Origin of the sequence: Psychrobacter proteolyticus, from assembly GCF_039762275.1 — a bacterium.
Classification (GTDB): Bacteria; Pseudomonadota; Gammaproteobacteria; order Pseudomonadales; family Moraxellaceae; genus Psychrobacter; species Psychrobacter proteolyticus_C.
Genome location: NZ_JBDLOB010000003.1, coordinates 356,710 through 383,349, shown reverse-complemented (window position 1 = coordinate 383,349; position 26,640 = coordinate 356,710). Strand labels below are relative to the sequence as shown.

22 protein-coding genes are annotated in these 26,640 nt (G+C 42.0%); 9 read left to right on the top strand and 13 right to left on the bottom strand.

Annotated features, from left to right (window positions below; all coding sequences use genetic code 11):
• Positions 1–15: 15 nt before the first annotated feature.
• From kdsA to ABFV72_RS07440, 4 genes are all read right to left on the bottom strand, one after another.
• Positions 16–891 carry a 3-deoxy-8-phosphooctulonate synthase gene (kdsA, locus tag ABFV72_RS07455; RefSeq protein WP_165598098.1) on the bottom strand — a complete coding sequence of 292 codons (876 nt, stop codon included), beginning with the start codon at positions 889–891 and terminating at the stop codon, positions 16–18.
• Positions 892–1,124: 233 nt separating this feature from the next.
• The gene (locus tag ABFV72_RS07450) at positions 1,125–2,759 is read right to left on the bottom strand and encodes a CTP synthase (protein ID WP_201568858.1); all 1,635 of its coding nucleotides are present in this window, start codon (positions 2,757–2,759) and stop codon (positions 1,125–1,127) included.
• Between the two features lie 192 nt (positions 2,760–2,951).
• Positions 2,952–4,001: a porin gene (locus ABFV72_RS07445; protein ID WP_347163012.1), complete on the bottom strand. Its 1,050-nt coding sequence runs from the start codon at positions 3,999–4,001 to the stop codon at positions 2,952–2,954.
• Positions 4,002–4,611: 610 nt separating this feature from the next.
• On the bottom strand, positions 4,612–6,810 hold the full coding sequence (locus ABFV72_RS07440) for a malate synthase G (RefSeq protein WP_347163011.1): 2,199 nt from the start codon (positions 6,808–6,810) through the stop codon (positions 4,612–4,614).
• Positions 6,811–7,361: 551 nt separating this feature from the next.
• Here ABFV72_RS07440 and ABFV72_RS07435 point away from each other — a divergent pair.
• Positions 7,362–8,159, top strand: a complete 798-nt coding sequence (locus ABFV72_RS07435) for a tRNA-(ms[2]io[6]A)-hydroxylase (protein ID WP_347163010.1) — start codon at positions 7,362–7,364, stop codon at positions 8,157–8,159.
• Between the two features lie 177 nt (positions 8,160–8,336).
• Here the strand turns inward: ABFV72_RS07435 and ABFV72_RS07430 are convergent, their stop codons facing one another.
• The 6 genes from ABFV72_RS07430 to mtgA form a co-directional block, all read right to left on the bottom strand.
• Positions 8,337–8,537 carry a hypothetical protein gene (locus ABFV72_RS07430; protein ID WP_057761189.1) on the bottom strand — a complete coding sequence of 67 codons (201 nt, stop codon included), beginning with the start codon at positions 8,535–8,537 and terminating at the stop codon, positions 8,337–8,339.
• A 72-nt stretch (positions 8,538–8,609) separates the two neighbouring features.
• Positions 8,610–8,936, bottom strand: coding sequence for a hypothetical protein (locus ABFV72_RS07425; RefSeq protein ID WP_347163009.1), 327 nt, complete (start codon positions 8,934–8,936; stop codon positions 8,610–8,612).
• A gap of 66 nt (positions 8,937–9,002) precedes the next feature.
• Positions 9,003–9,260 (bottom strand): hypothetical protein, encoded by a 258-nt coding sequence (locus ABFV72_RS07420; protein WP_347163008.1) that lies wholly within the window; start codon positions 9,258–9,260, stop codon positions 9,003–9,005.
• Positions 9,261–9,323: 63 nt separating this feature from the next.
• A complete protein-coding gene (locus ABFV72_RS07415; protein WP_347163007.1) occupies positions 9,324–9,494 on the bottom strand; it encodes a hypothetical protein in 171 nt (56 codons plus the stop codon).
• A 291-nt stretch (positions 9,495–9,785) separates the two neighbouring features.
• On the bottom strand, positions 9,786–11,984 hold the full coding sequence (gene ppk1 / locus ABFV72_RS07410) for a polyphosphate kinase 1 (RefSeq protein WP_431192088.1): 2,199 nt from the start codon (positions 11,982–11,984) through the stop codon (positions 9,786–9,788).
• Between the two features lie 185 nt (positions 11,985–12,169).
• The gene (mtgA, locus tag ABFV72_RS07405) at positions 12,170–12,859 is read right to left on the bottom strand and encodes a monofunctional biosynthetic peptidoglycan transglycosylase (protein WP_102093061.1); all 690 of its coding nucleotides are present in this window, start codon (positions 12,857–12,859) and stop codon (positions 12,170–12,172) included.
• Between the two features lie 297 nt (positions 12,860–13,156).
• Between mtgA and ABFV72_RS07400 the strand changes: the two genes are divergently transcribed.
• The 5 genes from ABFV72_RS07400 to ABFV72_RS07380 all read left to right on the top strand — a co-directional run bounded on the left by ABFV72_RS07400 (position 13,157) and on the right by ABFV72_RS07380 (position 18,712).
• Entirely contained in the window at positions 13,157–13,465 is a 309-nt protein-coding gene (locus tag ABFV72_RS07400; protein ID WP_057761197.1) for a glutaredoxin family protein, read from the top strand.
• Between the two features lie 56 nt (positions 13,466–13,521).
• On the top strand, positions 13,522–14,721 hold the full coding sequence (locus ABFV72_RS07395) for an alpha-hydroxy acid oxidase (RefSeq protein WP_347163006.1): 1,200 nt from the start codon (positions 13,522–13,524) through the stop codon (positions 14,719–14,721).
• A gap of 201 nt (positions 14,722–14,922) precedes the next feature.
• Positions 14,923–16,011 carry a rhomboid family intramembrane serine protease gene (locus ABFV72_RS07390; RefSeq protein WP_347163005.1) on the top strand — a complete coding sequence of 363 codons (1,089 nt, stop codon included), beginning with the start codon at positions 14,923–14,925 and terminating at the stop codon, positions 16,009–16,011.
• A gap of 147 nt (positions 16,012–16,158) precedes the next feature.
• Positions 16,159–16,971 (top strand): MipA/OmpV family protein, encoded by an 813-nt coding sequence (locus tag ABFV72_RS07385; protein WP_347163004.1) that lies wholly within the window; start codon positions 16,159–16,161, stop codon positions 16,969–16,971.
• Between the two features lie 256 nt (positions 16,972–17,227).
• Positions 17,228–18,712 carry an ATP-binding protein gene (locus ABFV72_RS07380; RefSeq protein WP_347163003.1) on the top strand — a complete coding sequence of 495 codons (1,485 nt, stop codon included), beginning with the start codon at positions 17,228–17,230 and terminating at the stop codon, positions 18,710–18,712.
• A 213-nt stretch (positions 18,713–18,925) separates the two neighbouring features.
• On the opposite strand, the gene fumC is transcribed toward ABFV72_RS07380, so the two are convergent.
• On the bottom strand, positions 18,926–20,329 hold the full coding sequence (fumC, locus tag ABFV72_RS07375; RefSeq protein ID WP_102092240.1) for a class II fumarate hydratase: 1,404 nt from the start codon (positions 20,327–20,329) through the stop codon (positions 18,926–18,928).
• A 212-nt stretch (positions 20,330–20,541) separates the two neighbouring features.
• On the opposite strand from fumC, the gene ABFV72_RS07370 reads away from it, so the two are divergent.
• A complete protein-coding gene (locus ABFV72_RS07370) occupies positions 20,542–21,297 on the top strand; it encodes a 5-formyltetrahydrofolate cyclo-ligase (protein WP_347163002.1) in 756 nt (251 codons plus the stop codon).
• A complete protein-coding gene (locus ABFV72_RS07365; protein ID WP_347163001.1) occupies positions 21,297–21,542 on the top strand; it encodes a hypothetical protein in 246 nt (81 codons plus the stop codon). Before ABFV72_RS07370 ends, ABFV72_RS07365 begins: the two co-directional genes overlap by 1 nt.
• 107 nt (positions 21,543–21,649) lie before the next feature.
• On the opposite strand, the gene ABFV72_RS07360 is transcribed toward ABFV72_RS07365, so the two are convergent.
• Both ABFV72_RS07360 and ABFV72_RS07355 read right to left on the bottom strand, forming a co-directional pair.
• Positions 21,650–22,084 (bottom strand): hypothetical protein, encoded by a 435-nt coding sequence (locus tag ABFV72_RS07360; RefSeq protein WP_290177478.1) that lies wholly within the window; start codon positions 22,082–22,084, stop codon positions 21,650–21,652.
• A 101-nt stretch (positions 22,085–22,185) separates the two neighbouring features.
• Positions 22,186–23,547 carry a Na+/H+ antiporter family protein gene (locus ABFV72_RS07355; protein ID WP_101205176.1) on the bottom strand — a complete coding sequence of 454 codons (1,362 nt, stop codon included), beginning with the start codon at positions 23,545–23,547 and terminating at the stop codon, positions 22,186–22,188.
• Between the two features lie 434 nt (positions 23,548–23,981).
• Here ABFV72_RS07355 and lon point away from each other — a divergent pair, with 434 nt between their 5' ends.
• Entirely contained in the window at positions 23,982–26,582 is a 2,601-nt protein-coding gene (gene lon / locus ABFV72_RS07350; protein ID WP_347163000.1) for an endopeptidase La, read from the top strand.
• The last annotated feature ends 58 nt before the right edge of the window (positions 26,583–26,640 follow it).

The following is a 26,640-nucleotide window of genomic DNA, read 5'->3' as shown; positions in this document are numbered from 1 at the left end:
TTATTACGTACCGTATCAATGAGTATCCAATACTTCAAAACCTTTGACCAAATCGTCAATTTGCTTAAGCTGACGTAAGAACGGCTCTAGTTGGCTCATACGCAGCGCACATGGACCGTCACATTTTGCAGTTTCTGGGTTTGGATGCGCTTCTAAAAATAACCCTGCCAACCCTGTAGCCATACCTGCACGGGCAAGCGTTGTAATCTGCTCACGGCGTCCACCAGCACTATCACTACGTGCACCTGGCTGTTGTAAGCTATGCGTCACATCAAAGAATACCGGTATATCCATCTGCTTCATGGTATCAAAACCAAGCATATCCACGACCAAATTATTATAGCCAAAGGCACTACCACGCTCACAAAGTATCAATTTATCATTACCACCTTCTAGGCACTTATTGACGATATGACGCATCTCATGAGGGGCCAAAAACTGCGCCTTTTTGATATTAATAATGGCATCTGTTTTTGCCATCGCATGTACTAGATCTGTCTGACGTGACAAAAATGCAGGTAGCTGAATAATATCAGCCACTTCAGCGACTGGTGCTGCTTGATGTGGTTCATGCACATCAGTGATAATCGGTACTTGGAATTTTTCTTTGATCTGACCTAGCCAATCGATACCCTGCTCTAAACCAGGCCCACGATACGAATGCAGACTTGAGCGGTTGGCTTTATCAAAGCTCGCTTTAAAAACATAGCCGATACCTAAGCGCTGGCAAATATCAACATACTGCTCAGCAATCTCAAATGCCAATTCTTTAGATTCTAAAACATTCATACCACCGAACAATACAAAAGGTTGGTCGTTACCAATGTTAATCGTATCGTTGTTAGGAGTGTTGAGCGTGATATGTGATTGTGCGGTCAATAAGTTTTCCATGAAGCCATTACCTCTTATTTTTTTATGAATATTGCTATCGTCTATTGTAACGGATAGCTCAATTAAAAAAAGTATGCAAGCGTAATTAGACGTCATTAGTAAAGATGATTGCTGATTAATAACAACAAACAGCCTGAATTAAACAAAAAAAAGACCAATCCGAAGATCAGTCTTTTTTATAATAAATACTTTTAATTTACACTACATTATATAGAGTTACTCTATTATGAAAACTATTTTGCTTCGCTATGGTTCTTAGCGGCTTTTACAAAGCTATTAAACAGTGGATGACCACCGCGTGGTGAGCTAGTGAACTCTGGATGGAACTGTACAGCAACAAACCATGGATGCTCAGAGATCTCTACCGACTCTACCAAATGCTGCTTGGCAGAATAACCAGAGATGGTCATACCTGCTTGCTCTAACGGCTCGATATAACGGTTGTTCATCTCATAGCGATGGCGATGACGCTCAGTGATATTGCTCGCACCGTAAATTTGGCTTAGCTTACTGCCAGAAACCAGCTCTGCTTGCTGTGCGCCTAGACGCATCGTGCCACCAAGGTCTGAATCATCACTACGAATCTGTAGCTCGCCGCGCTCATCTAACCATTCAGTGATTAGACCAATGATAGGCTCAGCCGTCTTACGATCAAACTCAGAAGAGTTCGCGTTAATGTTAAGTACGTTACGTGCGTACTCAATCACAGCCAGCTGCATACCAAGACAAATGCCTAAATACGGAACGTTGTTTTCACGAGCATAAGTGATGGCTTTTATTTTACCCATCGTACCGCGCTCACCGAAACCGCCTGGCACTAAGATAGCATCAGCATCGTTTAGCTGCGCAAGCAAAGTATCATCATCTTCTAGACGTTCAGCATCGATATAGTCAATTTTCACGTCTACTTTATGAGTGATACCTGCGTGTAGCAATGCTTCATTAATAGACTTGTAAGCATCTGGAAGCTCAACATATTTGCCAACCATCGCAACAGTAACTGTTCCTTCTGGATTCAACTGTGCTTCAACCACTTTGTCCCAATCGCTCAAATCAGCTTCAGGCACATCAAGACCGAAACGCTCACAGATTAGATCATCAAGATCTTGCTCGTGCAATGTACGCGGTATCTGATAGATACTCTGTGCATCTTCACACATAATGACTGCACGCTCTTCAACGTTGGTAAATAGCGCAATCTTACGACGGTTGTCTTGTGAAATATGATGATCAGAGCGGCAGATTAAGATATCAGGCTGTAAGCCAATAGAGCGCAGCTCTTTTACTGAATGCTGCGTTGGCTTGGTTTTGGTCTCACCAGCACTAGCAATATACGGTACTAAAGTAAGATGCATTAGCATGGCTCTATTACGGCCAAGCTCTACCTGCATCTGACGTACGGCTTCCATAAAAGGAAGTGATTCGATATCACCAACCGTACCGCCAATTTCGATAATAGCGATATCATACCCTTCGCCACTGGCAAGGATTTTGTTTTTGATTTCATCAGTAATATGTGGAATAACCTGTACAGTACCGCCGAGATATTCACCACGGCGTTCTTTATTCAAAACGTTCTGATAAATACGGCCGCTGGTAAAGTTATTACTCTTACTCATTTTTGAGTGACGCAAGAAGCGCTCGTAATAACCCAAATCTAGATCGGTCTCTGCGCCATCTTCAGTGACGAATACTTCACCATGCTGAAACGGGCTCATTGTACCTGGATCAACGTTAATATACGGATCCATTTTGGTCATCGTGACAGTCACGCCACGTGCTTCTAAGACCGCTGCAAGAGAAGCTGCGGTGATACCTTTTCCTAGTGAGGACACTACCCCACCGGTCACGAATATAAACTTGGTCATAGTACTCTGTCGGTAATTGGTAAAGAAGGATTTTACTAAAAATACGCCATAAAATATAGGGCAAAAATGCAAACTGTCTGAAACTCTTATATTTTCGTGTTGGTAGCAAACATTTTTCTATTATTAAAACGCTACACAACAAAAAACTCACCCCGAAGGATGAGTTTCTATGAAATCAGATTCTAGTTGTTACTAGAATAAGTATTCTAGACCAGTACCAACTACAACTACTCGTGCATCACCGTTTACAGAGGCTATAGAGTCATCTGCGTATGAGTAATTCACGTTGTCCGCATTGTTTACGCCAGCATAGGCATGAGCAATGATGTTGTCTTTAAACATGTATTTACCACCAACAACGATTTGGTCTGAATCAGCATTGTTAAAACCATTCAAGTTGTCAGTTTTGTTGTACTGTGCATATACAGCTGCTGGATAAGCAAAGTTATTTAGACCCATCTGAGCGCTAACAACTAGACCTTTCTCATCTTTATCTTGACCATCATAGTCGCCTACTTGATATAGCGCGCCTAGAGTAACAGGAGCTGCCATGTACTTACCTAGATCAACAGTCGCTGTACCACGGATGATTTCACCATCGATGTTTTGGTCTTTATCGTAAGCAATACCAGCAGTGAAGCCAGTACCTTGATCAAACAACATTGCTACACCGAAGCCTGCATTGTCATTACCATTTGCATCATCAGAGCTATACATTGCAGACAATTGTAATGGTAGGCCATCATATTTTGGTGCAGTCCAAATAACTGAACTGTTGATACGGCTACTATCCGCCATGTTTAAAGCGTTCACAACTTCACTTTCGTTTTCAGTTTGGCCTAGGTTATCCCAGTAACCTTGGTTAACAACAACGTTGTCAATACGAGCTAGGCTTGATTGGTTTTTACCAACACGGAACTCACCGAACTGCTTGTTTACAACACCAAGATACGTATCACGGTTACTGAAAGTAGCGTTATCACCATCGATGCTTGTACCGTACTCTAAACGATAAATAACATCAGTGTTAGCAGTCATGGCTTCAGAACCTTTAAGGCCAATGCGTGAAGCATGAGAGTTAATCTGTACTGTATCTTCGTCATACATGTTGCCAGCAGGGCCATCAAATTCAGCGTTTTCATAGTCAGCCGCTAAGAAAGCTTTACCGTATAGAGTTGGTGCTGCATTGGCTGCAGATACAGATAGGGCTGCGATTGCTGTAGCTAAAAGTAGTTTTTTCATGGGGTATCTCCACTTTACAATTGTAGTAATGAGCAAGCTATTATTAGCTGGCGCCCATAATGGTATCGTCACAAATCCTCAAAGATATAATGTGTAACTGGCTACCGAGATTAGTCAGAAACAAGTGTGGCGAAGTTCTATTACAGTAAGATGAAAAAAACCATGATTTACATAACTGGGATTAAAAAAGTAACTGCCATGTAATCTTTAGTTTTTATCCTTCCATTGCGTAACATCCGTTACCAAACTCATACTTCGAGTACAAGCATAACAACTTTGACATAATTTGCAACATATTTTTTTGCCTTTTCGATACATCTATTATCAAATAACAGACCCTTCATTTTATTTGAACGATTGTTAAAAAACTTCCGCTTACTCAACTAGATACGAATAATATTGGTTAATATGATTACCAATATTCTTAAATTTTTATAATAAACATCGAATAATAGTCCAAAATAAAGCGCTATTTACTAAAAAATAAATAGCGCTAATTAAGAAGTTAATAATCTATTTAAGCAAATTTATCAGTTACAAATGAGCAAGACTGACTGGCATACTTGCTCATCAAGTATGCTCAAATACCTGTCATATTTAGTCTATTGTTCTAAGCGTTTGCTTTAAGATCCAAACGTGCTTGATGCAATAATGGCTCAGTATAACCACTAGGCTGTGCGCGACCTTTGAATACTAGATCGCAGGCGGCTTTGAATGCATAAGAGCTATCAAAGCTATCTGCCATCGATTGATAGTCATCATCACCTGCATTTTGCTCATCAACGACCTTAGCCATGCGTTTCATCGTATCCATCACTTGCTGCTCACTAACCACGCCATGATGCAACCAGTTAGCAATATGTTGGCTTGAGATACGTAAAGTAGCACGATCTTCCATGAGACCGACATCGTTGATATCAGGTACCTTGGAGCAACCAACGCCTTGATTTACCCAGCGTACGACATAACCCAAGATACCTTGAGCATTGTTTTCAAGCTCTTGCTGCTTTTCTTCATCAGTCCAGTCGGTATTTTTTGCTAATGGAATGGTCAAGATGTCATCCAAGCTAGCACGCTCGCGTGATTTTAGCGTGTCCTGTACATCAGCTACGCTTACTTGATGATAGTGTATGCTATGCAAGGTAGCGCCCGTTGGTGATGGTACCCACGCAGTGCTAGCACCAGACTTAGGATGAGCGGCTTTAGTATCCATCATCTCTTTCATTTCATCAGGTTTGGCCCACATCCCCTTACCGATCTGCGCGCGACCTTGTAGGCCTGTTTCTAAGCCGATATCGACATTCCACTGCTCATAAGCAGGCTGCCATGCTTGCGATTTCATCTCGCCTTTTGGTACAAATGGACCTGCATTCATGCTGGTATGCATCTCATCACCAGTACGATCTAAGAAGCCGGTGTTAATAAAGATAACGCGCTCTTTGGCTTGGCGGATTGCTTCTTTTAAGTTGACCGTCATACGGCGCTCTTCATCCATGATGCCGATTTTGAGCGTATTGCGCTCTAGACCTAACAGGTCTTCTGACGCATTAAATAAGTCATTGGCCATTTTCACTTCTTCAGGGCCATGCATTTTTGGCTTCACGATATACATTGAGCCTTGACGTGAGTTTGATAGCTCGTTTTTGCCTTTAATATCATTAAGTGATAATAGTGGCGTGATTAAACCATCCATTAAGCCTTCAAATATTTGCTCTTGGCCCTCGCCCAAATCGACTAAGATGGCAGGGTTCTGCATCAAGTGACCGACGTTACGAATCAATAATAGCGAACGACCTGGCAAGATCAGCTTGCCACCATCTGGCGTGTTATATTCACGATCTGGGTTTTGCTTACGTGTACGCGTTTTGCCGCCTTTTTCAAAGGTTTCTTGTAGGTCGCTGTTCATTAAGCCAAGCCAATTACGATAGACTTCGACTTTTTCTTCTGCATCTACAGCAGCGACTGAGTCTTCACAATCCTGAATGGCTGTCATGGCCGACTCAAGCAGTACGTCCTTGATGTTTGCTGGATCGTCTTTACCAACTGGATGACTACTATCGATTTGAATCTCAGCATGCAAGCCGTTGTTCTTTAACAGCACACCTGTAGGAGCTTCAGCGTCACCGACAAAGCCGACAAACTTAGCCGTATCTTTTAGCTCGGTACTGCTATCACCTTGTACGACCTCAAGCTTACCATCGACTACTTTAAAGCCAGTCACATCATTGTAAGAACCTGATGCTAGTGTGAAGTGCTCATCTAAGAACGTTTTAGCGTAAGCCACAACAGCAGCACCACGAGTAGGATTATAGCTACCACCCGCTTCTTGACCATTGTCACTACTGATAACATCGGTGCCATACAACGCATCGTATAAGCTACCCCATCGCGCATTGGTCGCGTTGAGCGCATAACGAGCATTACGAACTGGTACAACTAGCTGCGGCCCTGCGATGTGTGCGATTTCGTCATCGACGTTTTTGGTATCAACCGTAAATGCTTCGCCTTCAGGTAGCAAATAACCAATTTCTTGCAGGAATGTCTTATAAGCTGGATAGTCGATTTCGCCATCTTTTGCAGGATTATCTAGGTGCCACTGGTCAATCTGCGCTTGAATCTTGTCACGAGTCGCAAGCAACGCTTTATTGCGCGGGGTGAATTCTTTAATAACCTTTTCGAAACCTGACCAATAATCGTCTGAATCCACACCGACTTTCGGTAGTACTTCGTTTTCAATAAAGTCATATAACTGCTGATCGATGGCAAGACTGCCTTTTTGAATACGATTGGTGTTAGAAGACTGGCTCATATTGTTATCCTTATCTGTTCGTGAGGGGTACTAATACTGAGTTGTGACAGTAACTATTTAAGAGATTTTTAATCTTGTGAGGTTTTAAACGTTCATATCTCATTCGTTGTGGAATCTTTGATTCTCTAATTTTTCTGAGAAGATATATCTACAAATTTGATGTTCTAGTAAAACGCAATCTATTGATATCAGGTTTATTCTTTACTAAGAGTGAATCATAAAAGTAAGACGAAATGCTTAAAGAGCAAAATCTCATCCTACTATCAAATAATAAAATTAACAAGGAAACACCATTCACTAAGTAAATACTTAGGCTGTTTAATAATGATAACGTATAAGTGGCCTACTCTAGGAGCTATAATCAACATCTAGAAATTATATACAGCAAAATTAATATAAACAGTAAGTAATCATTAATACCTTTAATTATGCTTAACCGTTATCTATTAATAAATACCTATTGATGACTGTCAGTTATTTAACATCGTATCTAGGTCAGACTAACGATATAATTACTATATTATCATTCATAAATAAAGCTTCCTTAGACTATGACTATCAATCAACAAGACCTCGCAACAGTACAATCAACAGCAAATACTATAGATAACGATAGTATCGAGAAAAAACCTATCGAAGAAAATATTTCTCAAACTGTAAATAATAGTACTAGAACAGATTTAATCGAAAAAGAGCTGCCTGAAGAAGACAGTGTCGATATTACGCATCTGCGTACTCCTATAAAGGTAGACTTATCTCCTGTTTATAACTTCTTGGGTGCTCGAACCACGCAAGCTTGGGTAAATGCCGCGATTGAAAACCTACCTATGATCATTCAAGATCATGCTAACTGCGAAAAAAAGGCCGCTGGCACTGCGATGAATTTGATATTTCGTTATGAGTTCTCGTATGACTTGCAGCGTAAACTCGCACAGCTAATACGTGAAGAGATGCTGCACTACGAGCAAGTACTGGGTATCATGAATGAGCGTGGGCAGGAATGGAAATATCTAAGTGCTGGACGCTACGCTAAGGGGATGTTGAAGCACAAGCGCACTTACGAGCCAGCAGCGATGGTTGATGTATTAATAATTGGCGCATTTATTGAGGCGCGCTCTTGTGAGCGTTTTGCAGCGTTAGCCGAGGTCATCAATGATGAACGTTTAGTAAAATATTATCGTTATCTGCTCAAGTCAGAGAGTCGTCATTTCGAAGATTATCTTGCACTCGCTCAATCATTGTCAGATGAGAATATCGATGAGCGAGTTGCTTTCTTTAAGGAAGTAGAGGCTGAATTAATAAGTAGCCCAGATGCTGAGCTACGTTTTCATAGTGGTACACCTGCTTAAAACCCACGCCTTACCTAAACCTACTACCTATATAATGTAGAAAGTAAAAGTATAGTAAGCAAAAAAGGCACTGTGTTTGATACGAGTTATATACTCTTACCAAACACAGTGCCTTTCTGTTTATGTACAAATGCCTATTTATGTACAAATACTAATAGCTACCGATATAGTTAATTCTTACTTTTTATCTTCCATCAGTGGACTATCATACTGTTTGTTACTCTTAGCGACATTATGCGGATCATGATCTTCCGTAGCTTTTTCTGCTGCGGCTGGATTTGCTTTCTGTAATGCATCATCAGGGACAATACCATTATTATCATCTGCATCTTTTAAGTTATGATCGCTATTGACGCTTTCATTATGTGAGTTATTCATTGGTACTCCCTACTATGATAGTTACTTATCTAACCCAAGAAACACTATAGATCTGTCGAGATTTATACCTATTTAATCTTTCTCATCAGGATTTAAGATACGGGTTTGTGCATTATCAATGTTGGCATAACGATTTAAATCATTAATGCCTTCGCTCTTTGGTGCTGCACTACCGACAGTATCTTCATTGATATTGTCATCAAATGCGGTACTTCCTTCTTGATCACGACGATCTGGTTGACGTGCTGGATTGTCATTGACATTTACGTGTTCTGAGTCAACAACAGACTCATCAAAAGTATCAGTCCCTTTGTTCTCAGTGGTATTTTTTTCAATGGCACTATGATCGTCAGATCCTAGTACTTTTTTCTTGTCTATTGCTGAGTCTTTGGCTTGCATTATAATATCCTCTTTTTATATTTATAATTTTGTCGATTTGGTTAGCCCGCAGTTAGCTATACTCCTTTACTCATTACCTTTTTGGCTCAAGTCGTAGGCACTTAGTTCTGCTGCATTCTTGCCACCTGCTGGAAGATTCTCTTCTTTACGTGGATCAGCATAAACTTCGTCAGTCTCTTGCGAGTCTTGCTCAGGGCCATCGATTTCAGGCTTATGCTTGCGCCCTGCATAGCTATCTTTAGGGTTTTCTAATTCGTTAGCAGCAGGGTCATCCACGATTACCTTTTCTTCTGTACCTGTTACTACTGGTTCTTGCATAGACATGGCGTATCCCTCGCTTTATTATTGGTTGTTATTAATTATTAGGTCGACGTTCGATGTTATAGATTACTTATCAGTACGTAAATCATCGTCGATAAAAGGCGTTTGCTCTTCTTCGCTTAATGATTTAGGGGCGTCTACTGTCTTATTCTCTGCTAAGTTCTTCTCAACTTCCTGAGCATTTACCTGTTCTGCAGCTTGCTTGATATCTGAATTGTCATCGTTAGTAGTACTCATGGTTTATTTCCTATTATTATAATTTGATTAAATTGTTTTGAACTTGTACCAACGCTCAAGTGAGTAGCCAATACTTATCAAGTAGCGTCAGAATTGATATTAATTATAGGTATGACCTTAGGTAATGCACCAGTGTACTGCCGTATCAATATGTGAATAATTGTGAGGTTGCAAGTCAGTTTGTAACTTTTGCAATTGATGAGCATAAAAAAACCAAGCACCAGTATTTACCAGTGCTTGGTCAGATAGATAATTGAATAGCTGATTATTGCCTAAAGGTATCTTTGCAAATTAGCTAGATTCCTCGACACGATTGATCGTTTTTAATAAATGCTCTTGTGCGACGTGTGGCTCCTCACCTGCTGCTGGCTGTAATTGCTGCCAAACGCCAGTGCCATCAAGTGTCCACGCTTGCGTATTATCCTGTAAGTAGTTAATTAAGCCATCCTGATAAATCTGCTTAAATAGCTTTTTATTCTCAATCGGGAACGCCACTTCTACACGATGGAATAGGTTACGATCCATCCAGTCTGCACTACCGCAGTATAGACGCTCATCACCATTGTTATAGAAATAATAAACGCGCGTATGCTCCAAAAACCGTCCGATAACAGAACGCACAGTGATGTTTTCAGAGAGTCCTTTCACTTGTGGACGTAGACAACACATAGAACGCAGAATTAATTCAACCTTAACGCCTGCCTGCGAGGCATCATATAACTTATCAATAAGGCGGCGCTCAGTGAGCGCATTGGCTTTGATAATGATATGAGTACGTTTGCCCGCTTTGGCATGAGCGATTTCATCATCGATAAAGCTCATCAATTTCTCATGCAAAGTAAACGGTGCATGTAGTAGTTTTTTGAGGTTGGCAGGCTTACCCATACCGGTTAACTCTTGGAATATTTTGTGAACGTCTTCTGAGATATCAGGATCTGCGCTAAACAGACCATAATCCGTATAAACCTTGGCATTGGCCGCATGATAGTTACCCGTACCCAAATGCACATAACGGCGGATTCGGTCGTCCTCGCGGCGTACGATTAACATGAGCTTGGCATGGGTCTTGTAACCAACGATACCGTAGACCACGACCGCGCCTGCTTCTTGTAGATAGTTGGCAACTGCGATATTAGACGCTTCATCAAAACGCGCACGTAGCTCGATAACAGCCGTGACTTCTTTGCCATTACGAGCGGCAGCAGCAAGTGCTTTGACGATTTCTGAATTGGTGCCTGAGCGATATAGCGTTTGTTTAATCGCCAATACTTTAGGATCGCTGGCCGCTTGCCAAAGTAAATTAATAATCGGAGAAAAGGCATGAAAAGGATGATGAACCAATACATCACTTTTACGCATGGCAGCGAACATACTGGTCGATTTATCTGACTTATCCATTTCTCGGCGAAATGCCTTTGGCACGACATGGGTAAATGGTTGGTAGCGTAGTGCAGGAATATTAAAGTCAAATAGCAAGCGCGTTAGGTTGACTGGACCATTGACACGGTATAGCTGATTGTCATGCAGCTCAAACTCATTGAGCAGATACTCACTGATATGCGTTGGGCAATCGGTTGTGACTTCAAGGCGCACCTTATCACCAAAGCGGCGGTTTTCAAGCTCGCCTTCTAGTGCTTTGGCAATATCTTCGACATCATCAGCCAAATCTAAATCGGCATTACGTGTCAGCCTAAATTGATGACAGCCTGTCACACTCATCCCAGGGAACAGCTCACCGATATGCTCATGAATGATAGCGGATAGCATCACATGATGCTCTTTACCACCAGTTAGCTCATCTGGCAGACGAATCACACGCGGTAGACTACGTGGCGCAGGCACAATCGCCAAGTTAATATCACGTCCAAACGCATCTTTGCCTTCCAATGTGGCGATAAAGTTTAAGCTTTTATTTACAAGACGCGGGAATGGATGCGCCGGATCAATACTAATCGGCGTCAATACGGGTACAACTTGCTCCGTAAAATAACGCTTCATCCATGCAGACTGCTCAGCGTTTAGCTCATCACGCTTTAAGTAGCGAATATCCTCAAGCGCAAGCGCTGGCAGGATATCCTCATTGAGAATACGATACTGCTCACTGATTGCCGCATGAGTGATAATAGATATCTCGTTTAGCACTTCGCTAGGACGCATGCCGTGAGCACTGGTCGATACATCACCGATGTTAAGCTTTTGCATGATGCCAGCGACACGAATCTCAAAAAACTCATCAAGATTGGATGAAAAAATAATCAAGAAAAATAAGCGTTCAAGCAGTGGGTGACGCGAACTAGATGCCTGCGCCAATACCCGCAGATGAAACTGTAGTAAAGACAAATCACGATTGATATAACTGCTCGGTGAATAGCTGCCATCTTCTGAGCGTTGCCATTCGATTTCTGCCAAGTTATTTTGGATATTATCTACACTAATGTCTTTATCAATATTGTCATTAGCGCCCTCGTTGATCTTATTAACGTCAATCATATCGTTAACATCACTACTGCCCTGACTACTAGTCATCTCTACCACGTCACTACTCCTTTTGCGTTATCGATACGCCATCATCTTTTATCGTTCTGTCTTTTCTAGGGTCTGTCCTAGTTTTATACGAAATAGCCGAGCCTACAACATCCGATTCTATAATCTAGCCTAGTCCTAATGCTTTATGTTTACGAAGCTGCTTGCGGCAATACAGCATTTTTCATGCGTTTTTTAATAATACGTTGCTTGTTACGTAAACGCTTATCGCCTTGATTGTCTTCGTAGTACTTTGGATTGGTAAGCATTGCAATCAGAAGCGCTGACTCATCTCGGTTTAGGTTGGCCGCAGACTTATCGAAATAATGATGCGCTGCCGCGTCTATACCATAAATACCGTTGCCAAACTCCGCCACATTTAGGTAAGCGGTCATGATGCGCTGCTTATCCCATAGCGTCTCAATCATCACAGTAATGACAGCCTCTTCCGCTTTACGCACATAAGAGCGATGCGAGGTGAGGAACAAGTTCTTTGCCAATTGCTGAGTAATCGTTGAGCCACCAGCAGACATTTTGCCTGTCTCTTCATTTTTCTTTTGCGCCGCTTTGATACCTTTAAAGTCAAAACCGCTGTGCTGACTAAACGTCGAGTCTTCACTCACAATCGCCGCTTGCTTGGCAGATTTGGCAATCGCATCATATTCAGCCCATGTCTGAGTGACTGTGCCGCCCGTTAGGCGATGCGTCAACATAAACATACTGTTGTTAATTGGCTGTGTTTTCCAAATTAATAGTAGCCCAACGACCAATATATGGAATGCGACAACCAATAGCATAATTGCCAATAACAGACGTTTGATAAATGTGCCAAAACTTGCCATGCGCGATATCCGAGTGGTTAAAAAAGTAATAAGATAAGGTTGATACTCTATCAATGACTATGAGACATCAACTAAGAATCAATGATTATAAATGGGCTATGTATAGCCAATCATTAACTGTTGAGCATTAGTCATTAATAACGATCAATAGCAGGTCATCTTACCTAATCTCACAATCGCTGTCATTATTTACCCCATTTCTTTATGATGTAATGACCGTTAAAGTATTTTATGCTTTAAATAAGCGCGTGCTGAGCATCAGCGCTTTGCAATCAGTATGAAGATAAGAGATTACCCATGCACGATGATAATATAGAAGTATTACGAGCGCGTGTTATTGCAGCAAATCCAAGCCTCAACACCGCTGAAAATAACAATCAATGGTGGCTACTCGGCACCTCAGGCTGCCATTTATGTGATATTGCTGAGCAAATAATTAATCAGTTTCAGGCTGTACAACCGATTAGTTACCAACATGTCGATATTGCAGACTTTGATGAGGCGCTGATGATGGAATTTGCCACCACTATTCCTGTAATTTTGACGCCGTCTAAACGATTAAACTATCCGTTTTCGGTGATGGATTTGCAGCAGCTGCTCGCTTAATAGCATTATACCTATAACAAAGACGCCCTATTACGATGATAAAGTGGTGAGAAATCATGAAAGATTTAAAACCTCTCTTAAAGAAAATAACAGAGATTGAAGACCTACGCCGTGTCGCTGAGCGTAAAGTGCCGCGCATGTTTTATGACTATGTTGATTCAGGCTCATGGACTGAGACCACGTATCGCAGTAATGAAACTGACTTTGACCGTATCAAACTGCGCCAGCGAGTATTGGTCGATATGGACAATCGCAGCCTAGCGACACAAATGATTGGTGAGTCCGTCAACATGCCAGTAGCCATTGCTCCTACTGGGTTCACTGGCATGATGTGGGCAGATGGCGAGATTCATGCTGCGCGTGCCGCTGAAAAATTTGGCGTTCCCTTCTCGCTCTCGACCATGAGCATCTGCTCTATCGAAGATATCGCTACTCATACCAGCAAACCGTTTTGGTTTCAGTTATATGTCATGCGCGATCAAGACTATATGGCCAATCTGATTCGACGGGCCAAAGATGCCAATTGTTCAGCACTAATATTAACTGCCGACTTGCAGGTCATGGGTCAACGCCATAAAGACATCAAAAACGGCTTGTCTGCACCGCCTAAACCGACACTTACCAACATCATCAACCTAATGACTAAGCCGCAATGGTGTATGAATATGCTAGGCACCAAACGTCGTAGCTTTGGCAATATCGTCGGTCATGCCAAAGGCGTTGAAGACTTGTCCTCGTTGAGCTCATGGACAGAAGAGCAGTTCGATCCACGTTTGAGCTGGGATGATGTGGCGCGTATCAAAGATATGTGGGGCGGCAAGCTCATCATCAAAGGCATCATGGAGCCGGAAGATGCCATCATGGCTGCCCGTAGCGGTGCCGATGCACTGGTCGTCTCTAACCATGGTGGCCGTCAATTAGACGGTGCGCTGTCTTCTATTTCTGCGCTGTCTGACATCGTACAAGCCGTCCATGCTGAGGATAGCGATATCGAGGTATGGCTAGATAGTGGCATTCGCTCTGGTCAAGATGTGCTAAAAGCGATTGCGCTAGGTGCGAAAGGCACGATGATTGGTCGCGCTTTTCTCTATGGATTGGGCGCTTATGGTGAAGATGGGGTACGCCGTGCGCTCGAAATCATCTATAAAGAGTGTGATATCTCAATGGCATTCTGCGGTCATACCGATATCAATAAAGTTACGGATGATATCTTGGTAAAAGGTACTTACGAGAACCTTAAAGTTGGTAATTTTTAGAACTGTTCATTTTTAAGAACTATCAATTTTTAAGAGCTATCCGTTTTTAAGAACTTTCGATTTCTAAGAGCTATATAGTTTTAAAAGCTATCAGTCATAAACATTATGAAAACTTGTACCATGATGTCCTGCGGATAAATAACATTATCTGACCATACCCTTTATACTATCTATACAACATTTTGATGATATCTCGCTTTTATGACCATTCAACAACTATTAAAAACAGCGCCCGTCACTACCCTGCTACTAGCTAGCTTTATAGGGCTATTTATTATGCAGATACTAACGGGTGTCGATGCCAATAACCCTTCTACTGAGGCACTGCTCAAATGGGGTGCTAATGCGTTGCCCTTTACCATGGGCGATGATCCTTGGCGACTGGTCAGCAGTGCGTTTTTGCACATTGGTTTGATGCATTTATTGTTTAATGGGTTTGCTATGTATTTCTTTGGGCAGATTGCAGAGCCTATGTTTGGCTCAGCCAAATTTTTGGCGTTATTTTTGCTGGCGGCCATCGGTGGTAACTTGCTCAACAGCTATGTGACATGGCAAAGTATCTTGGATGGTACGGGACAGCCTGGACTATCAGCTGGCGCATCGGGCGGTATCATGGGTATTGGCGCAGCATTATTAATTGCGGCACTGTTTAAAATATCGGTCAACGGCATGGTGCTTAACCTCAAAAGCCTAATATTTATTATGGGCATCAATCTCGTCTATGGGTTTGCTGTACCGGGTATTGATAATGCTGGTCATATCGGTGGCGCAATCACAGGTTTAGTGATTGCATTGGCTTTTGCCATTGGCTACCGTCAGCGTCTAGCAGTCGCTATACAAAACGCAGCGATTCAGCAGCAGCGCACATTAAACGCTTATCAAACCAACTATTCATACAGCGCTCACGATAACCCATCATATAACAGTCAGTATAGTGGCCAGTATCATAATCAACCTGATAATCAAAGTCCGTATGATGCCACTTCTATCGACCAGTCACCGCATATTGATACCAATTCAACCGAGCAAGATACTGCGGTTGCAAAAAATGAAACGAATGTGTCTGATATAAATGCTAACAATAGTGCTGAAAGTATTACTGCTAACAATTCACCGTTAAGTAATGAAGCTGTTCATCATAATAGTATTGAACCCGAAGCACTTAGAAAACCTTCCGTTATTTGGCAGCTATTACCATGGCTTGCGATGCTATTTATTAGCATTGGTTTTGTCTGGTGGTGGCAAGATATTCATCAGCAATTACTACAAGTACTAAAAGCCATTGAGTAAATGCTCATACTTATCTATCATTGCTATATAGACTCCAAAAACAGCATACTGACCTATATTACTGATTCGTTTTATTGTTTGTCCTTTTGAACACGTTTTGCCTAATCGCACCACTCAGTTATTTATACTCACTTACGAGATCCAATTATGTCAAAACTTGCAGCGCTACCTAATATCTCTACACGTACTATGTTTAGCGCGTTCACCGCTACTGCACTATTTAGTGTGGCTAGCCTGTCTAACGCCGCACTTTTTAATGACAACTTGCCGACTGACAAAGATGCTGAGCTCAGCGTTGGGTTCAATGTCATGGCGGTCAAATCAGCCTATGATCTCGAAGACAGTACTGAAGTGCGCGTGCTACCAGGTGCATTTTATGACAACAATAAAGTCTATGTACGCGGTGCGCAAGCTGGTGCGTATCTGATCAATGATGGTGTCAATCAGTTATCTGCTTATGCCAAGCTTGCGGGTTCTGAGTTTGAGCCTGATGATGCTAATGGCGCACTGCAAGGTTTGGATGAGCGTAAATCATCAGCAGAAGCAGGTCTAAGCTATCAGCGTCGTACGGCTATTGGCGGCATCCGCGCGCAGATAGGTGCTGATGTATTAGATCGTAGTGGTGGTAACACGGCTCGCTTGACCTACCTTTCTAGAATCACTAAAGGCAAGCTAACGGTCTATCCAAGTATTGGCTTTGAATATCATGATGCTGATTACAATGAATACTACTATGGCGTCAGTGAAAAAGAGTCAGCAGAGACAGGCGTTGATGCGTATAAATCTAACTCAAGCCTGAACCCATATATTAATATCAGTGCTAACTATGACTTTAATGAGCGCTGGGCAGGATTTGCCAATCAAAGCGTGAGCTATGTACCAAATGAGCAGTACGATAGCCCAATGGTCGACTCACGTACTGAAGCGGCGACCACGCTTGGTTTGCTTTATAAGTTTTAAAGTTTTTAATAGACTTAATATAAAAAAGCCGAGCATTTTGCTCGGCTTTTTTGTATCAAAATGTGTTGAACATTAAGTTGACATGCTGAATAATCATGTAAAAGACCTTCATTAACAATAACTGTTAATTTAATTATAAAAATCGTATATATTATATAACGATTTATACCATTGTTAAGCTACCCTACTTGCTATAACTATCGCAAAATATATAGCTTTTTTAATAGCTTCAGAAATCAATATAAAGGAAGAAGATATGCATGGAATAAATATAAACAACAAACCAGAAGGAAATATAATTTGGAGAGGTTTAGGAGGTCATTTTGACTCTATCTCTCAGATAATAAATGAGTTTATAGATAATTCAATTTCGAATTTTAAAGGTAATAACCCTATTATTAAAAATATTGTGATCTGTATTGAGGAAAAGGCAAACAATAAAGTTTTTATTTCGATAGAGGATTCTGGAACAGGTTTTAAGAATTTAGACTCAGCATTTACTTTAGGAGCTCAAAATGCCAAAGACTCTCCTATGAATGAGCATGGTTTTGGATTCAAACATGCTCTTGCTACAGCAAACCCTGATAATAATTCTTGGCATATTTGTACTAGAGATGAAGAACAATCCAAAAAACAAAAGTATACTGAAATTGAAGCTTCTTATAAATTTGAAGGCTTTAAAGCATATCAAGTGGATACGCATGATAAAGAATGGCCTGGTCGTTTAAATGGATCTGGAACTTACCTATCTTTTACTTGTTCTGAAGACCTGTTCAAGACAGTGACTGAAGGTCACCAAGGAAACTTTGGTTTCGAGACAAGAGTAGAGTTTTTAATTGAAGACATTGGTTATATATATTCAGATCTAATTAAAGAAGATATTGCAAACATTTCGATAGTATATACTGACATCCGAGGTATACAAAAAAATAAAAACGTTAAAGCAGTAGAGCCTGATTATGAAAAATTCATTGAACCAGGAAAAGGTAAAGAAAAAGTTCTTCTAGATGGAAAAAGCGTAAGTTTAGAATATGAATTCGGTGTAATGAAAGTATCGGGTTATAGAAAATATTATAAGAGAAATATGTCAACTTCTGGAGTAGAGATTAGGTTTAACGGTCGCGTAATAGCTACGAACATTTTTCAAGAAATATGGGATATTGAAAAACATAATAGCTATAATTATTTACTGATCAAACTGAACTTGATTTCCGACGATTTAGATGACTTACCTACAACTAGAACATCTAAAAATGGAATTAGGAAAGGAGACCCTAAATTAAATGATTTGTTTGCTTGGGTCAGAGAATATTTGTCAGAGCCAAAAAAAAGCATAAAAGACATAAAGCATGAAGTAGACCTATTTAAGAAGCTTCAAGAATTGAAAAAAAGCCAGCTCCCTAATTTGCAAACTGTGACCACAGAAAAGAATGTTTTTTTAGGAATAAAAGAAAGAATCAGGATAGACCTTTATCAGAAAACTAGCGATGGGTTAGTCATCTATGAGGGAAAGAAAGATTTTACAAGCGTTCAAGATTTGTATCAGCTAAAAATGTATTGGGACGGCTGTATAATTGATGGATTAAAACCTAATACTGGAGTGTTAATAGCGAGTACGCATCCACAATCTGTAAAAGATCTAATCAAATATATGAATCAAATGACAGACTCTAGTGGAAATAACTATCACTTAATCTTGAAGACTTGGAAAGAAGAAGGAATTGATTATCCTGAGATATGAGCATAAGAAATGTAGGTAGTAACGCCAGTATTAAATTTTAAAACCAAAAAAAAGACCTTGCCACATTCTCATATAAGAAGTGGCAAGGTCTTTTTATTTTTAAGCTCTAAGTGGAACAAATATGATGCTGCTACCAGAAAGACGAGGGCAAATGGTACTTATCGTACATTAAGCGAATCTGACGCCGTAGCAGGTCATTATTTTGTCTACTGCTTACTTAGGATGTACCATATCAGCAGGAATTACCCACTCATCAAACTGCGCTTCAGTTAGTAGCTCTAGCTCAACCGCCACTTGCTTCAAAGTTTTGTTTTCTTTATAAGCCGTCTTAGCGATTTTAGCTGCATTTTCATAACCAACATGACGGTTCAATGACGTCACTAGCATCAATGAGTTGTGCAAAAAGTCATCGATTTTGTCTTTTACTGGCTCGATACCAACGGCACAGTTTTCGTTGAAGCTGTTGCAAGCATCGCCAAGCAGCTTGATAGATTGTAACAAGTTAAAGGCGATAACTGGCTTATACACGTTTAGCTCAAAGTTACCTGACGCACCAGCCATGCTGATAGTCGTGTCGTTACCCATGACCTGAGCGACAACCATAGTCATTGCTTCTGACTGAGTTGGGTTTACTTTGCCTGGCATGATAGAAGAGCCTGGCTCATTTTCAGGAATCGTCAACTCGCCAAGACCACAACGAGGGCCAGATGCCAACCAACGTACGTCGTTAGCGATTTTGTTTAAGCTACCCGCTAGGGTTTTTAGTGCGCCTGAGGCGAATACTTCTGCATCACGAGCGGCTAGTGCTTCAAATTTGTTTGGTGACGTGACGAATGGCAAGCCAGTCAAAGTCGCTAGTTGCTCAGCTGATTTTACTGCATAGTCAGGATGGGCATTTAGACCAGTACCAACCGCAGTACCACCTAGTGGCAATTCATATAAGCCTTGTAGCGCGTTGTCGATACGAGTTAATGAATGGTCAAGTTGGCTGACATAGCCGCTGAACTCTTGGCCCAAGGTCAAAGGCGTCGCGTCTTGTAAATGCGTACGACCGATTTTTACGATGCTATCGAATTCTTTGGCTTTTGCCGCTAGCGTATCGCGTAGTGCTTTTACTGCTGGAATCAATAAACTGTTGATTTGACGCGCAGCAGCCACACGAATCGCCGTTGGGAAGCTGTCGTTGGTAGACTGTGCATGGTTTACATGGTCATTTGGGTGAATTGGCGTATAGCTGCCACGCTCAGAACCAGCGATTTCGTTGGCACGGTTGGCCAATACTTCGTTCATGTTCATGTTTGACTGGGTGCCAGAACCTGTCTGCCATACGACCAATGGGAACTGATCGACCAGACCACCATTGATGATTTCGTCAGCGGCTTGTACGATGAGATCACGCTTGTCGCCTTCGATACGCTCTAGGCTTGCATTGGTAATCGCAGCGGCTTTTTTGACCAGTGCCATCGCTTCAATCATTGGACGCGGCAAAGTCTCGCCACCGATTTTGAAGTTTTCGCGGCTACGCTGAGTTTGCGCGCCCCAATAAGCATCAGCTGGGACTTCTACATTGCCCATGGTGTCTTTTTCGGTACGAGTTGCCTGATTCTGTGTCGACATAACTACCCTCTTTACTGGTTTGTTGTTAAATAACTGAACGATAAAAAGTGCAACAGCTGCTGCACATAAACGGAAATACGATGTAAAGTGGCGTTATGATAGCATGACTAAGGCGTGTTGAATATTCACAAATAGCCTTGAGCAATGCCTAAAAACGAATGTCTAAAAACGCCTGTCATCACCAATCTGATACTTCATTGGATAAGATACCTATGCACTCTAAAATTATGCACTCTGAAACTATGCATCCTAAACCAATACGGCCTGAGCCAAATAACCTTAACCCAAACAACTTTGATCCAAACAACCTTGATTCAGATAATTCGGACTCAAAAAACGCTGAATTATCCGAACCTGTCATCAGCAATCCGCCTAGACGGCACTTTACTCGCCAACGCCGCCAACTAACTGATGGTGAACGTAGACAATTTGCTCAGTCTGCAAGCTTTCATCTAACCAAACTACAGCAGCGATTGCCAAAGCGTGCGCGTATCGGGCTGTATTACGATGGCTTTGGTGAGCTACCTACTCAACCAATATTGGACTGGTGTCAACGCTTAGGCTATTTACCTTATTTACCAGTCGTCGGATCACTTGGTCGTACTAGCAATGGCAGCGATGATAAACGATTGCGCTTTGTACCTGTTTATCATTCAAAACTGGTCAATGTCCCCACTCGCATTCATCAATTAGGTATGAAGCAAAACCACAGCCGCGCTCTATTATGGGCCTCAGAACTAGACGTGATTATTTGTCCACTGGTGGCAGTAGACCTAAACGGCAACCGTATGGGCATGGGTGGCGGGTTCTATGATACAACGCTTGGTAACAGCTATCGATCAGGGGCTTCAAGGCCGTTAAAAATTGGCTGGTGCTATGATTTTCAAGTGGTTGAACAATTAGCGCGTCAACCGTGGGATGTGCCATTAGATGGCTTAATTACGCCAAGCGGCATAAGGTGGTTTTGATGAAAGATAACGATGAAAAGTCTGAAAAAAATTCTAGCGCTGACAATGTAGATCAGTATTTGCAGACGTTGGGCAATGAGGACGCTAGAGAGATACGTTACTACAGTCAAGAGCAACCGTTTAGCGCTGATGAGATGACACGGCTCGTCAATGAAGAACGCTTAAATGAATTGCTCGCGCAAAGCGATGCGTTTTTGAGTAGTTTGAGTGGTGAGATAAATGATTTTGATGATAATGGTCTTTGATTTGAGTAAAGTGCACCCAGCACACCAATAACTATCATCAATTTATTTTTGGTGCGCTCGACTTTAATTACACTCAGAATGAGATACTGACATTGTCAATATTCATGTTATACCCCTACAAACTCAATAGTTGTGTTGTCTCTAGTCATGTCTTCAAGTAAAAAAACTTCTGCATTTTCAATAATATAAAATAACTGGTTAACAACTTCTCTTTGGTCTTCATCGGTTGGTTTGTTAATGTTGTCATGAAAACTCAATGTTACGGAATAGGGACGACTACCTCTTATATCTACATTTACAATAAAATCCTTATTCAAAAACACGTACGTTAAGGAAGATATCGAGCCTTGTACCCCATAAAAGATAGCCTCTTCTGTATTAAAGATATAGTAGGCTTCTTCAAAATTTTCAGATGGAGTGGTATCTTGTACTTTCTCTTCAAGAATCCTTAGAAGTGTCTCTGCTCTTTTCGGATTCAAATGCTTTCTGTCATTGATTATATTCTCAAGCTGCGTCGCGCTCATGTGTTCTTTGAACTGCATTATTTCATCCTTTTTTATGTGCTATGTTCTATTCCCACCTTAAAGCAAAAAAGCCATCTATACGATGGCTTTTTATAAAATCACATTTTAGCTAAATCAGCCTACAACACCATCGCGGCAATCCAACCAAAGGCCAGTAGCGGAATGTTGTAATGCAAGAATGTCGGTATCACACTGTCTTTGATATGGTCATGCTGTCCATCAATGTTTAGACCAGAGGTTGGTCCTAATGTCGAATCTGACGCTGGCGAACCCGCATCACCCAGCGCGCCCGCCGTACCTATAATCGCTACAGTTGCTAATGGTGAAAACCCTAACGAGATACATAGCGGTACATAAATCGCGGCCAGAATCGGAATGGTCGAGAATGACGAGCCGATACCCATGGTCACAATCAAACCAATGAGTAGCATAATAAAGGCAGCCATCGCTTTGTTACCAGCGAACAGTGACGCTGCCCCATCGACCAATGGCTGAATCTGCTCAGTCGCTTTCATTACTTCAGCAAAACCTTGCGCGGTAATCATAATAAAGCCAATCATCGCCATCAACTTAATACCGTCATTAAAGACGCCATCAGCATCACGCCATTTCACCACGCCAGTTGCCATAAACACACCGAAGCCAAACATTGAGCCAAGTAGTAGCGAATCAGTGTATAACTGCACCACAAAAGCAGTCACGATAGCAGCCAGTGCAACCAGTGTCTTTAGCTTGCTTTGTGACTGTGCACCAGCAGCAGTTTTGCTTAATGCATCGCCTTCTACGACGGCATCATGCGCTTGCTGATCTATCGCAATCTGCTGATATGCGCGTGGCTTACGGTAGCTGATAAAGACGGCAACCAGCAAACCAATTAGCATACCCAATGCAGGAATCGCCATGGCTTGCACCACAGAAATATTGGCAACATCAATGCCTGCTTCACCCACGTTTTTTAGCATAATCTGATTGAGATAGATATCACCAAAACCATAAGGAATAAACATATAGGTGGTGACCAGTCCAAACGTAATCAGACAAGCAATCAGGCGTCTATCAATCTGCATGCGATTGAATGCTAGCAGTAGTGGCGGTACCAGTAGCGGAATAAAGGCAATATGAATGGGGATTAAGTTTTGGCTAAAACAGCTCATAGTAATGAGGCCTGCAAACAGCATGTACTTAATCATGCCACTCGTGCCAGCAGCATCAATACGCTTGATGACCGCACCTGCCAACGATTGTGGCAAGCCTGAATGAGCAATCGCTACCGCAAACGCCCCAAGCAGTGCATACGACAGCGCAATCTCTGCGCCATTACGGATGCCTTCTTGAAAAGCATTGAGCGTATCAGTAATACCAAGCCCTGCCAGCAGTCCACCTGCTAGCGCCCCGATTAATAAACTGAGCACCACGTGCACTCGCGAAAGTGACAGTCCTAGCATGATAATAACTGCTAGCAATACTGCATTGATGGCCATGTGTTGCCCCTTGTTCTTTATACTTTGGTCGTATTAAGACCTATGAATATTGAAACTAATGAATATCGCTCTGTTGTCTAAAACGTCCCAATATGAGAGCCTGTTTTAGACGCGCGCCAGTTTACCTTATTTTGGGTATAAAGCCTACGCATAGAACCGATTAGGCATCAACATAGGTAGCCAAATACCACCTATACATCTAAACCCTCTTTTATAATTTCTGACTGTCTTTATCCTTCATAGACCAGTTATACCGTTGACGACACGTCATTGGTAACATTGATTGCATTAATAACTGAGCACTCAGACAACTATTTAACAAAGATAAGCAGACGACTTCACCAATCAGCCTTGCAATTTTTTTCGTGAGCACCATTTATCTAAACATGAACCACGAACTTGACTTTACAAGTCTGGGGAACGAGGAAAAACATATGAGTGAACATAAAATAACCCAAGACAATATCGACATTGATGTCGACGTTTCAACGCCTACTGCAGAAAACAACGAGGCTGATACCTCGTCTAATGATGCGCTAGAGACAGCGTCAACTGATGTCAAAAATACTGATCTTGATAATACTGATTCTAATAACAAAGACGTAAACGACAACCAAGATGAAAGCTATCTGCCACTGCTAGCATTACGCGACGTCGTCGTTTATCCACATATGCAAATTGCACTGTTTGTGGGACGCGCGCCATCGGTGAAAGCGGTTGAGTTGGCACAGGCTGAGTATGGCAACAAAGTACTGGTAGTCGCGCAAAAAGACTCACTGACCGAAGATATTGATCAAGATAATTTGTATCAGTACGGTACGGTGTGTCGCATCGTCAGCACCATGCCACATGACAGCGATGAGAACTGCATTAAAGTATTGATCGAAGGTCAATACCGCGCTCGTGTCGATAATATAGAAGGCCATGACGATTTATTGATGGCGAGATTTGAGCGTGCCGATCTTGATGTCAGCATGGATGAGAGCCAACAGAAAAACACCATTCAAGCGTTAACCACATTATTCGAAAGCTATGCAGATGCGCGACTTCGCAATGCACGTGAGCTGACTCGTGTGGCCAAACGTATCGACGACTTGCTTGAGTTGGTTTATTTCATCTCAACTCGTGTGTCGATGGATCTTGATATCAAACAGTCTTTCTTAGAAGAAGACGATATCAAAACGCATATCAATACTTTGACTGAATATTTAGTCAAGCAAAGTGCTGAGCAAAACATCGAGCAGGACATCCAAGATGCTGTCCGTCAGCAAATGGAAGACAATCAGCGCGAATACTTCTTAAATGAGAAGATGAAAGCCATTAAAAATGAGCTGTCAGATATGAATGACGGCGCGTTCGATGGTGAAGATGATGTGGCTGAGCTAGAGCAGCGCTTAGAAGATGCTGACTTGCCAGAAGACGTGCGCAAAAAAGCTGAGCAAGAGTTCAAAAAGCTCAAAATGATGCCACCTGCGTCAAGTGAATCATCAGTGGTACGCAACTATATTGAATGGATTTTGGACACGCCGTGGAATGCGACGACCAAAGTCTCGATCAATTTAGACAAAGCCAAAACAGTATTAGACGAAGATCATTATGGTCTACAAGATGTAAAAGACCGCATCTTAGAATATCTCGCCGTACAATCACGCGTGAAGAAACTTCGTGGCCCGATTCTATGTCTCGTCGGTCCTCCAGGTGTTGGTAAAACCTCATTGGGTGAATCAATTGCCCGTGCCACTGGTCGTAAGTTTGTGCGTATGGCGCTTGGCGGCGTACGTGATGAAGCCGAGATTCGTGGTCATCGCCGTACTTATATCGGTGCAATGCCAGGTAAAATTGTTCAGTCATTGGCAAAAGTAGAAGTCAAAAACCCGCTATTCTTATTAGATGAAATTGATAAGATGGCGCAAGACTTCCGCGGTGATCCAGCATCAGCGTTGCTTGAAGTATTGGATCCATCACAGAACGATACATTTAACGACCATTATTTAGATATGGACTTAGATTTGTCACAAGTGATGTTTATCTGTACGGCAAACAGTATGGATATTCCACCTGCACTGCTTGATCGTATGGAAGTCATTCGTCTGCCGGGTTATACCGAAGAAGAAAAGGTCAACATCGCACAGAAATACCTAGTGCCAAAAGCAATTAAGCAAAATGGTCTCAAAGAAGGTGAGATTGAGATTGTTGAAGCGGCATTGCACAGCATCGTGCGTAGTTATACGCGTGAAGCAGGTGTGCGTAACCTTGAGCGTGAAGTGAATAAAATCTGCCGTAAAGTGGTTCGCGGTTCGGTTGAAACTCATGGTGCTCGCGCTCCGAAAAAAGCAGAACGCCAGCTAGTGACAGTCGATGATAAGAACATCGATGACTATCTAGGTGTGCACCAGTATGACTATGGTCTGGCTGAAGAAGAGCCTGAGATTGGTCGTATTACTGGTCTTGCGTGGACTCAGGTCGGTGGTGAACTATTGACCATCGAAGCGGTCGGCATGAAAGGTAAAGGCGAGCTTAGCTTTACCGGTTCACTAGGCGATGTGATGAAAGAGTCGATTCGCGCAGCCATGAGCGTGGTTCGTGCTCGCGGTGACAGCTTAGGTATCGACTACGAGACGTTTAAAACAACAGACGTCCATGTACATATGCCAGAAGGTGCCACGCCAAAAGATGGCCCATCTGCTGGTGGTGCACTGACGACAGCGCTAGTCTCTGCGTTGACAGGTATTGCCATTCGTCCAGATATTGCGATGACAGGTGAGATTACCTTACGCGGTAAGATATTACGTATCGGTGGTCTCAAAGAGAAGTTGCTTGCGGCACATCGTGGTGGTATCAAGCACGTCTTGATCCCAGCGACCAATGAGCGAGATTTGGCTGATATTCCTGATAACGTGAAAGAAGGCTTAATCATTCAGCCAGTCGCCACGATTGAGGAAATCTTAAAGGTTGCTTTGGTCAGTATGCCAACACCAATCAAGCCTGCCAAAGTGACCGTTGATAAAACCTCTGGTAAAGCACTGCACAATTAATTGACCCTTTATTAAGCCAGTTCTATAGCTTAGGAAGCCGCTCATCACTATGATGGGC

Excerpts from the sequence above, each read along its gene's own strand:
- kdsA (WP_165598098.1), bottom strand. The coding sequence starts at position 891 with ATGGAAAACTTATTGACCGCACAATCACATATCACGCTCAACACTCCT.
- ABFV72_RS07450 (WP_201568858.1), bottom strand. The coding sequence starts at position 2,759 with ATGACCAAGTTTATATTCGTGACCGGTGGGGTAGTGTCCTCACTAGGA.
- ABFV72_RS07445 (WP_347163012.1), bottom strand. The coding sequence starts at position 4,001 with ATGAAAAAACTACTTTTAGCTACAGCAATCGCAGCCCTATCTGTATCT.
- ABFV72_RS07440 (WP_347163011.1), bottom strand. The coding sequence starts at position 6,810 with ATGAGCCAGTCTTCTAACACCAATCGTATTCAAAAAGGCAGTCTTGCC.
- ABFV72_RS07435 (WP_347163010.1), top strand. The coding sequence starts at position 7,362 with ATGACTATCAATCAACAAGACCTCGCAACAGTACAATCAACAGCAAAT.
- ABFV72_RS07430 (WP_057761189.1), bottom strand. The coding sequence starts at position 8,537 with ATGAATAACTCACATAATGAAAGCGTCAATAGCGATCATAACTTAAAA.
- ABFV72_RS07425 (WP_347163009.1), bottom strand. The coding sequence starts at position 8,936 with ATGCAAGCCAAAGACTCAGCAATAGACAAGAAAAAAGTACTAGGATCT.
- ABFV72_RS07420 (WP_347163008.1), bottom strand. The coding sequence starts at position 9,260 with ATGTCTATGCAAGAACCAGTAGTAACAGGTACAGAAGAAAAGGTAATC.
- ABFV72_RS07415 (WP_347163007.1), bottom strand. The coding sequence starts at position 9,494 with ATGAGTACTACTAACGATGACAATTCAGATATCAAGCAAGCTGCAGAA.
- ppk1 (WP_431192088.1), bottom strand. The coding sequence starts at position 11,984 with ATGATTGACGTTAATAAGATCAACGAGGGCGCTAATGACAATATTGAT.
- mtgA (WP_102093061.1), bottom strand. The coding sequence starts at position 12,859 with ATGGCAAGTTTTGGCACATTTATCAAACGTCTGTTATTGGCAATTATG.
- ABFV72_RS07400 (WP_057761197.1), top strand. The coding sequence starts at position 13,157 with ATGCACGATGATAATATAGAAGTATTACGAGCGCGTGTTATTGCAGCA.
- ABFV72_RS07395 (WP_347163006.1), top strand. The coding sequence starts at position 13,522 with ATGAAAGATTTAAAACCTCTCTTAAAGAAAATAACAGAGATTGAAGAC.
- ABFV72_RS07390 (WP_347163005.1), top strand. The coding sequence starts at position 14,923 with ATGACCATTCAACAACTATTAAAAACAGCGCCCGTCACTACCCTGCTA.
- ABFV72_RS07385 (WP_347163004.1), top strand. The coding sequence starts at position 16,159 with ATGTCAAAACTTGCAGCGCTACCTAATATCTCTACACGTACTATGTTT.
- ABFV72_RS07380 (WP_347163003.1), top strand. The coding sequence starts at position 17,228 with ATGCATGGAATAAATATAAACAACAAACCAGAAGGAAATATAATTTGG.
- fumC (WP_102092240.1), bottom strand. The coding sequence starts at position 20,329 with ATGTCGACACAGAATCAGGCAACTCGTACCGAAAAAGACACCATGGGC.
- ABFV72_RS07370 (WP_347163002.1), top strand. The coding sequence starts at position 20,542 with ATGCACTCTAAAATTATGCACTCTGAAACTATGCATCCTAAACCAATA.
- ABFV72_RS07365 (WP_347163001.1), top strand. The coding sequence starts at position 21,297 with ATGAAAGATAACGATGAAAAGTCTGAAAAAAATTCTAGCGCTGACAAT.
- ABFV72_RS07360 (WP_290177478.1), bottom strand. The coding sequence starts at position 22,084 with ATGCAGTTCAAAGAACACATGAGCGCGACGCAGCTTGAGAATATAATC.
- ABFV72_RS07355 (WP_101205176.1), bottom strand. The coding sequence starts at position 23,547 with ATGGCCATCAATGCAGTATTGCTAGCAGTTATTATCATGCTAGGACTG.
- lon (WP_347163000.1), top strand. The coding sequence starts at position 23,982 with ATGAGTGAACATAAAATAACCCAAGACAATATCGACATTGATGTCGAC.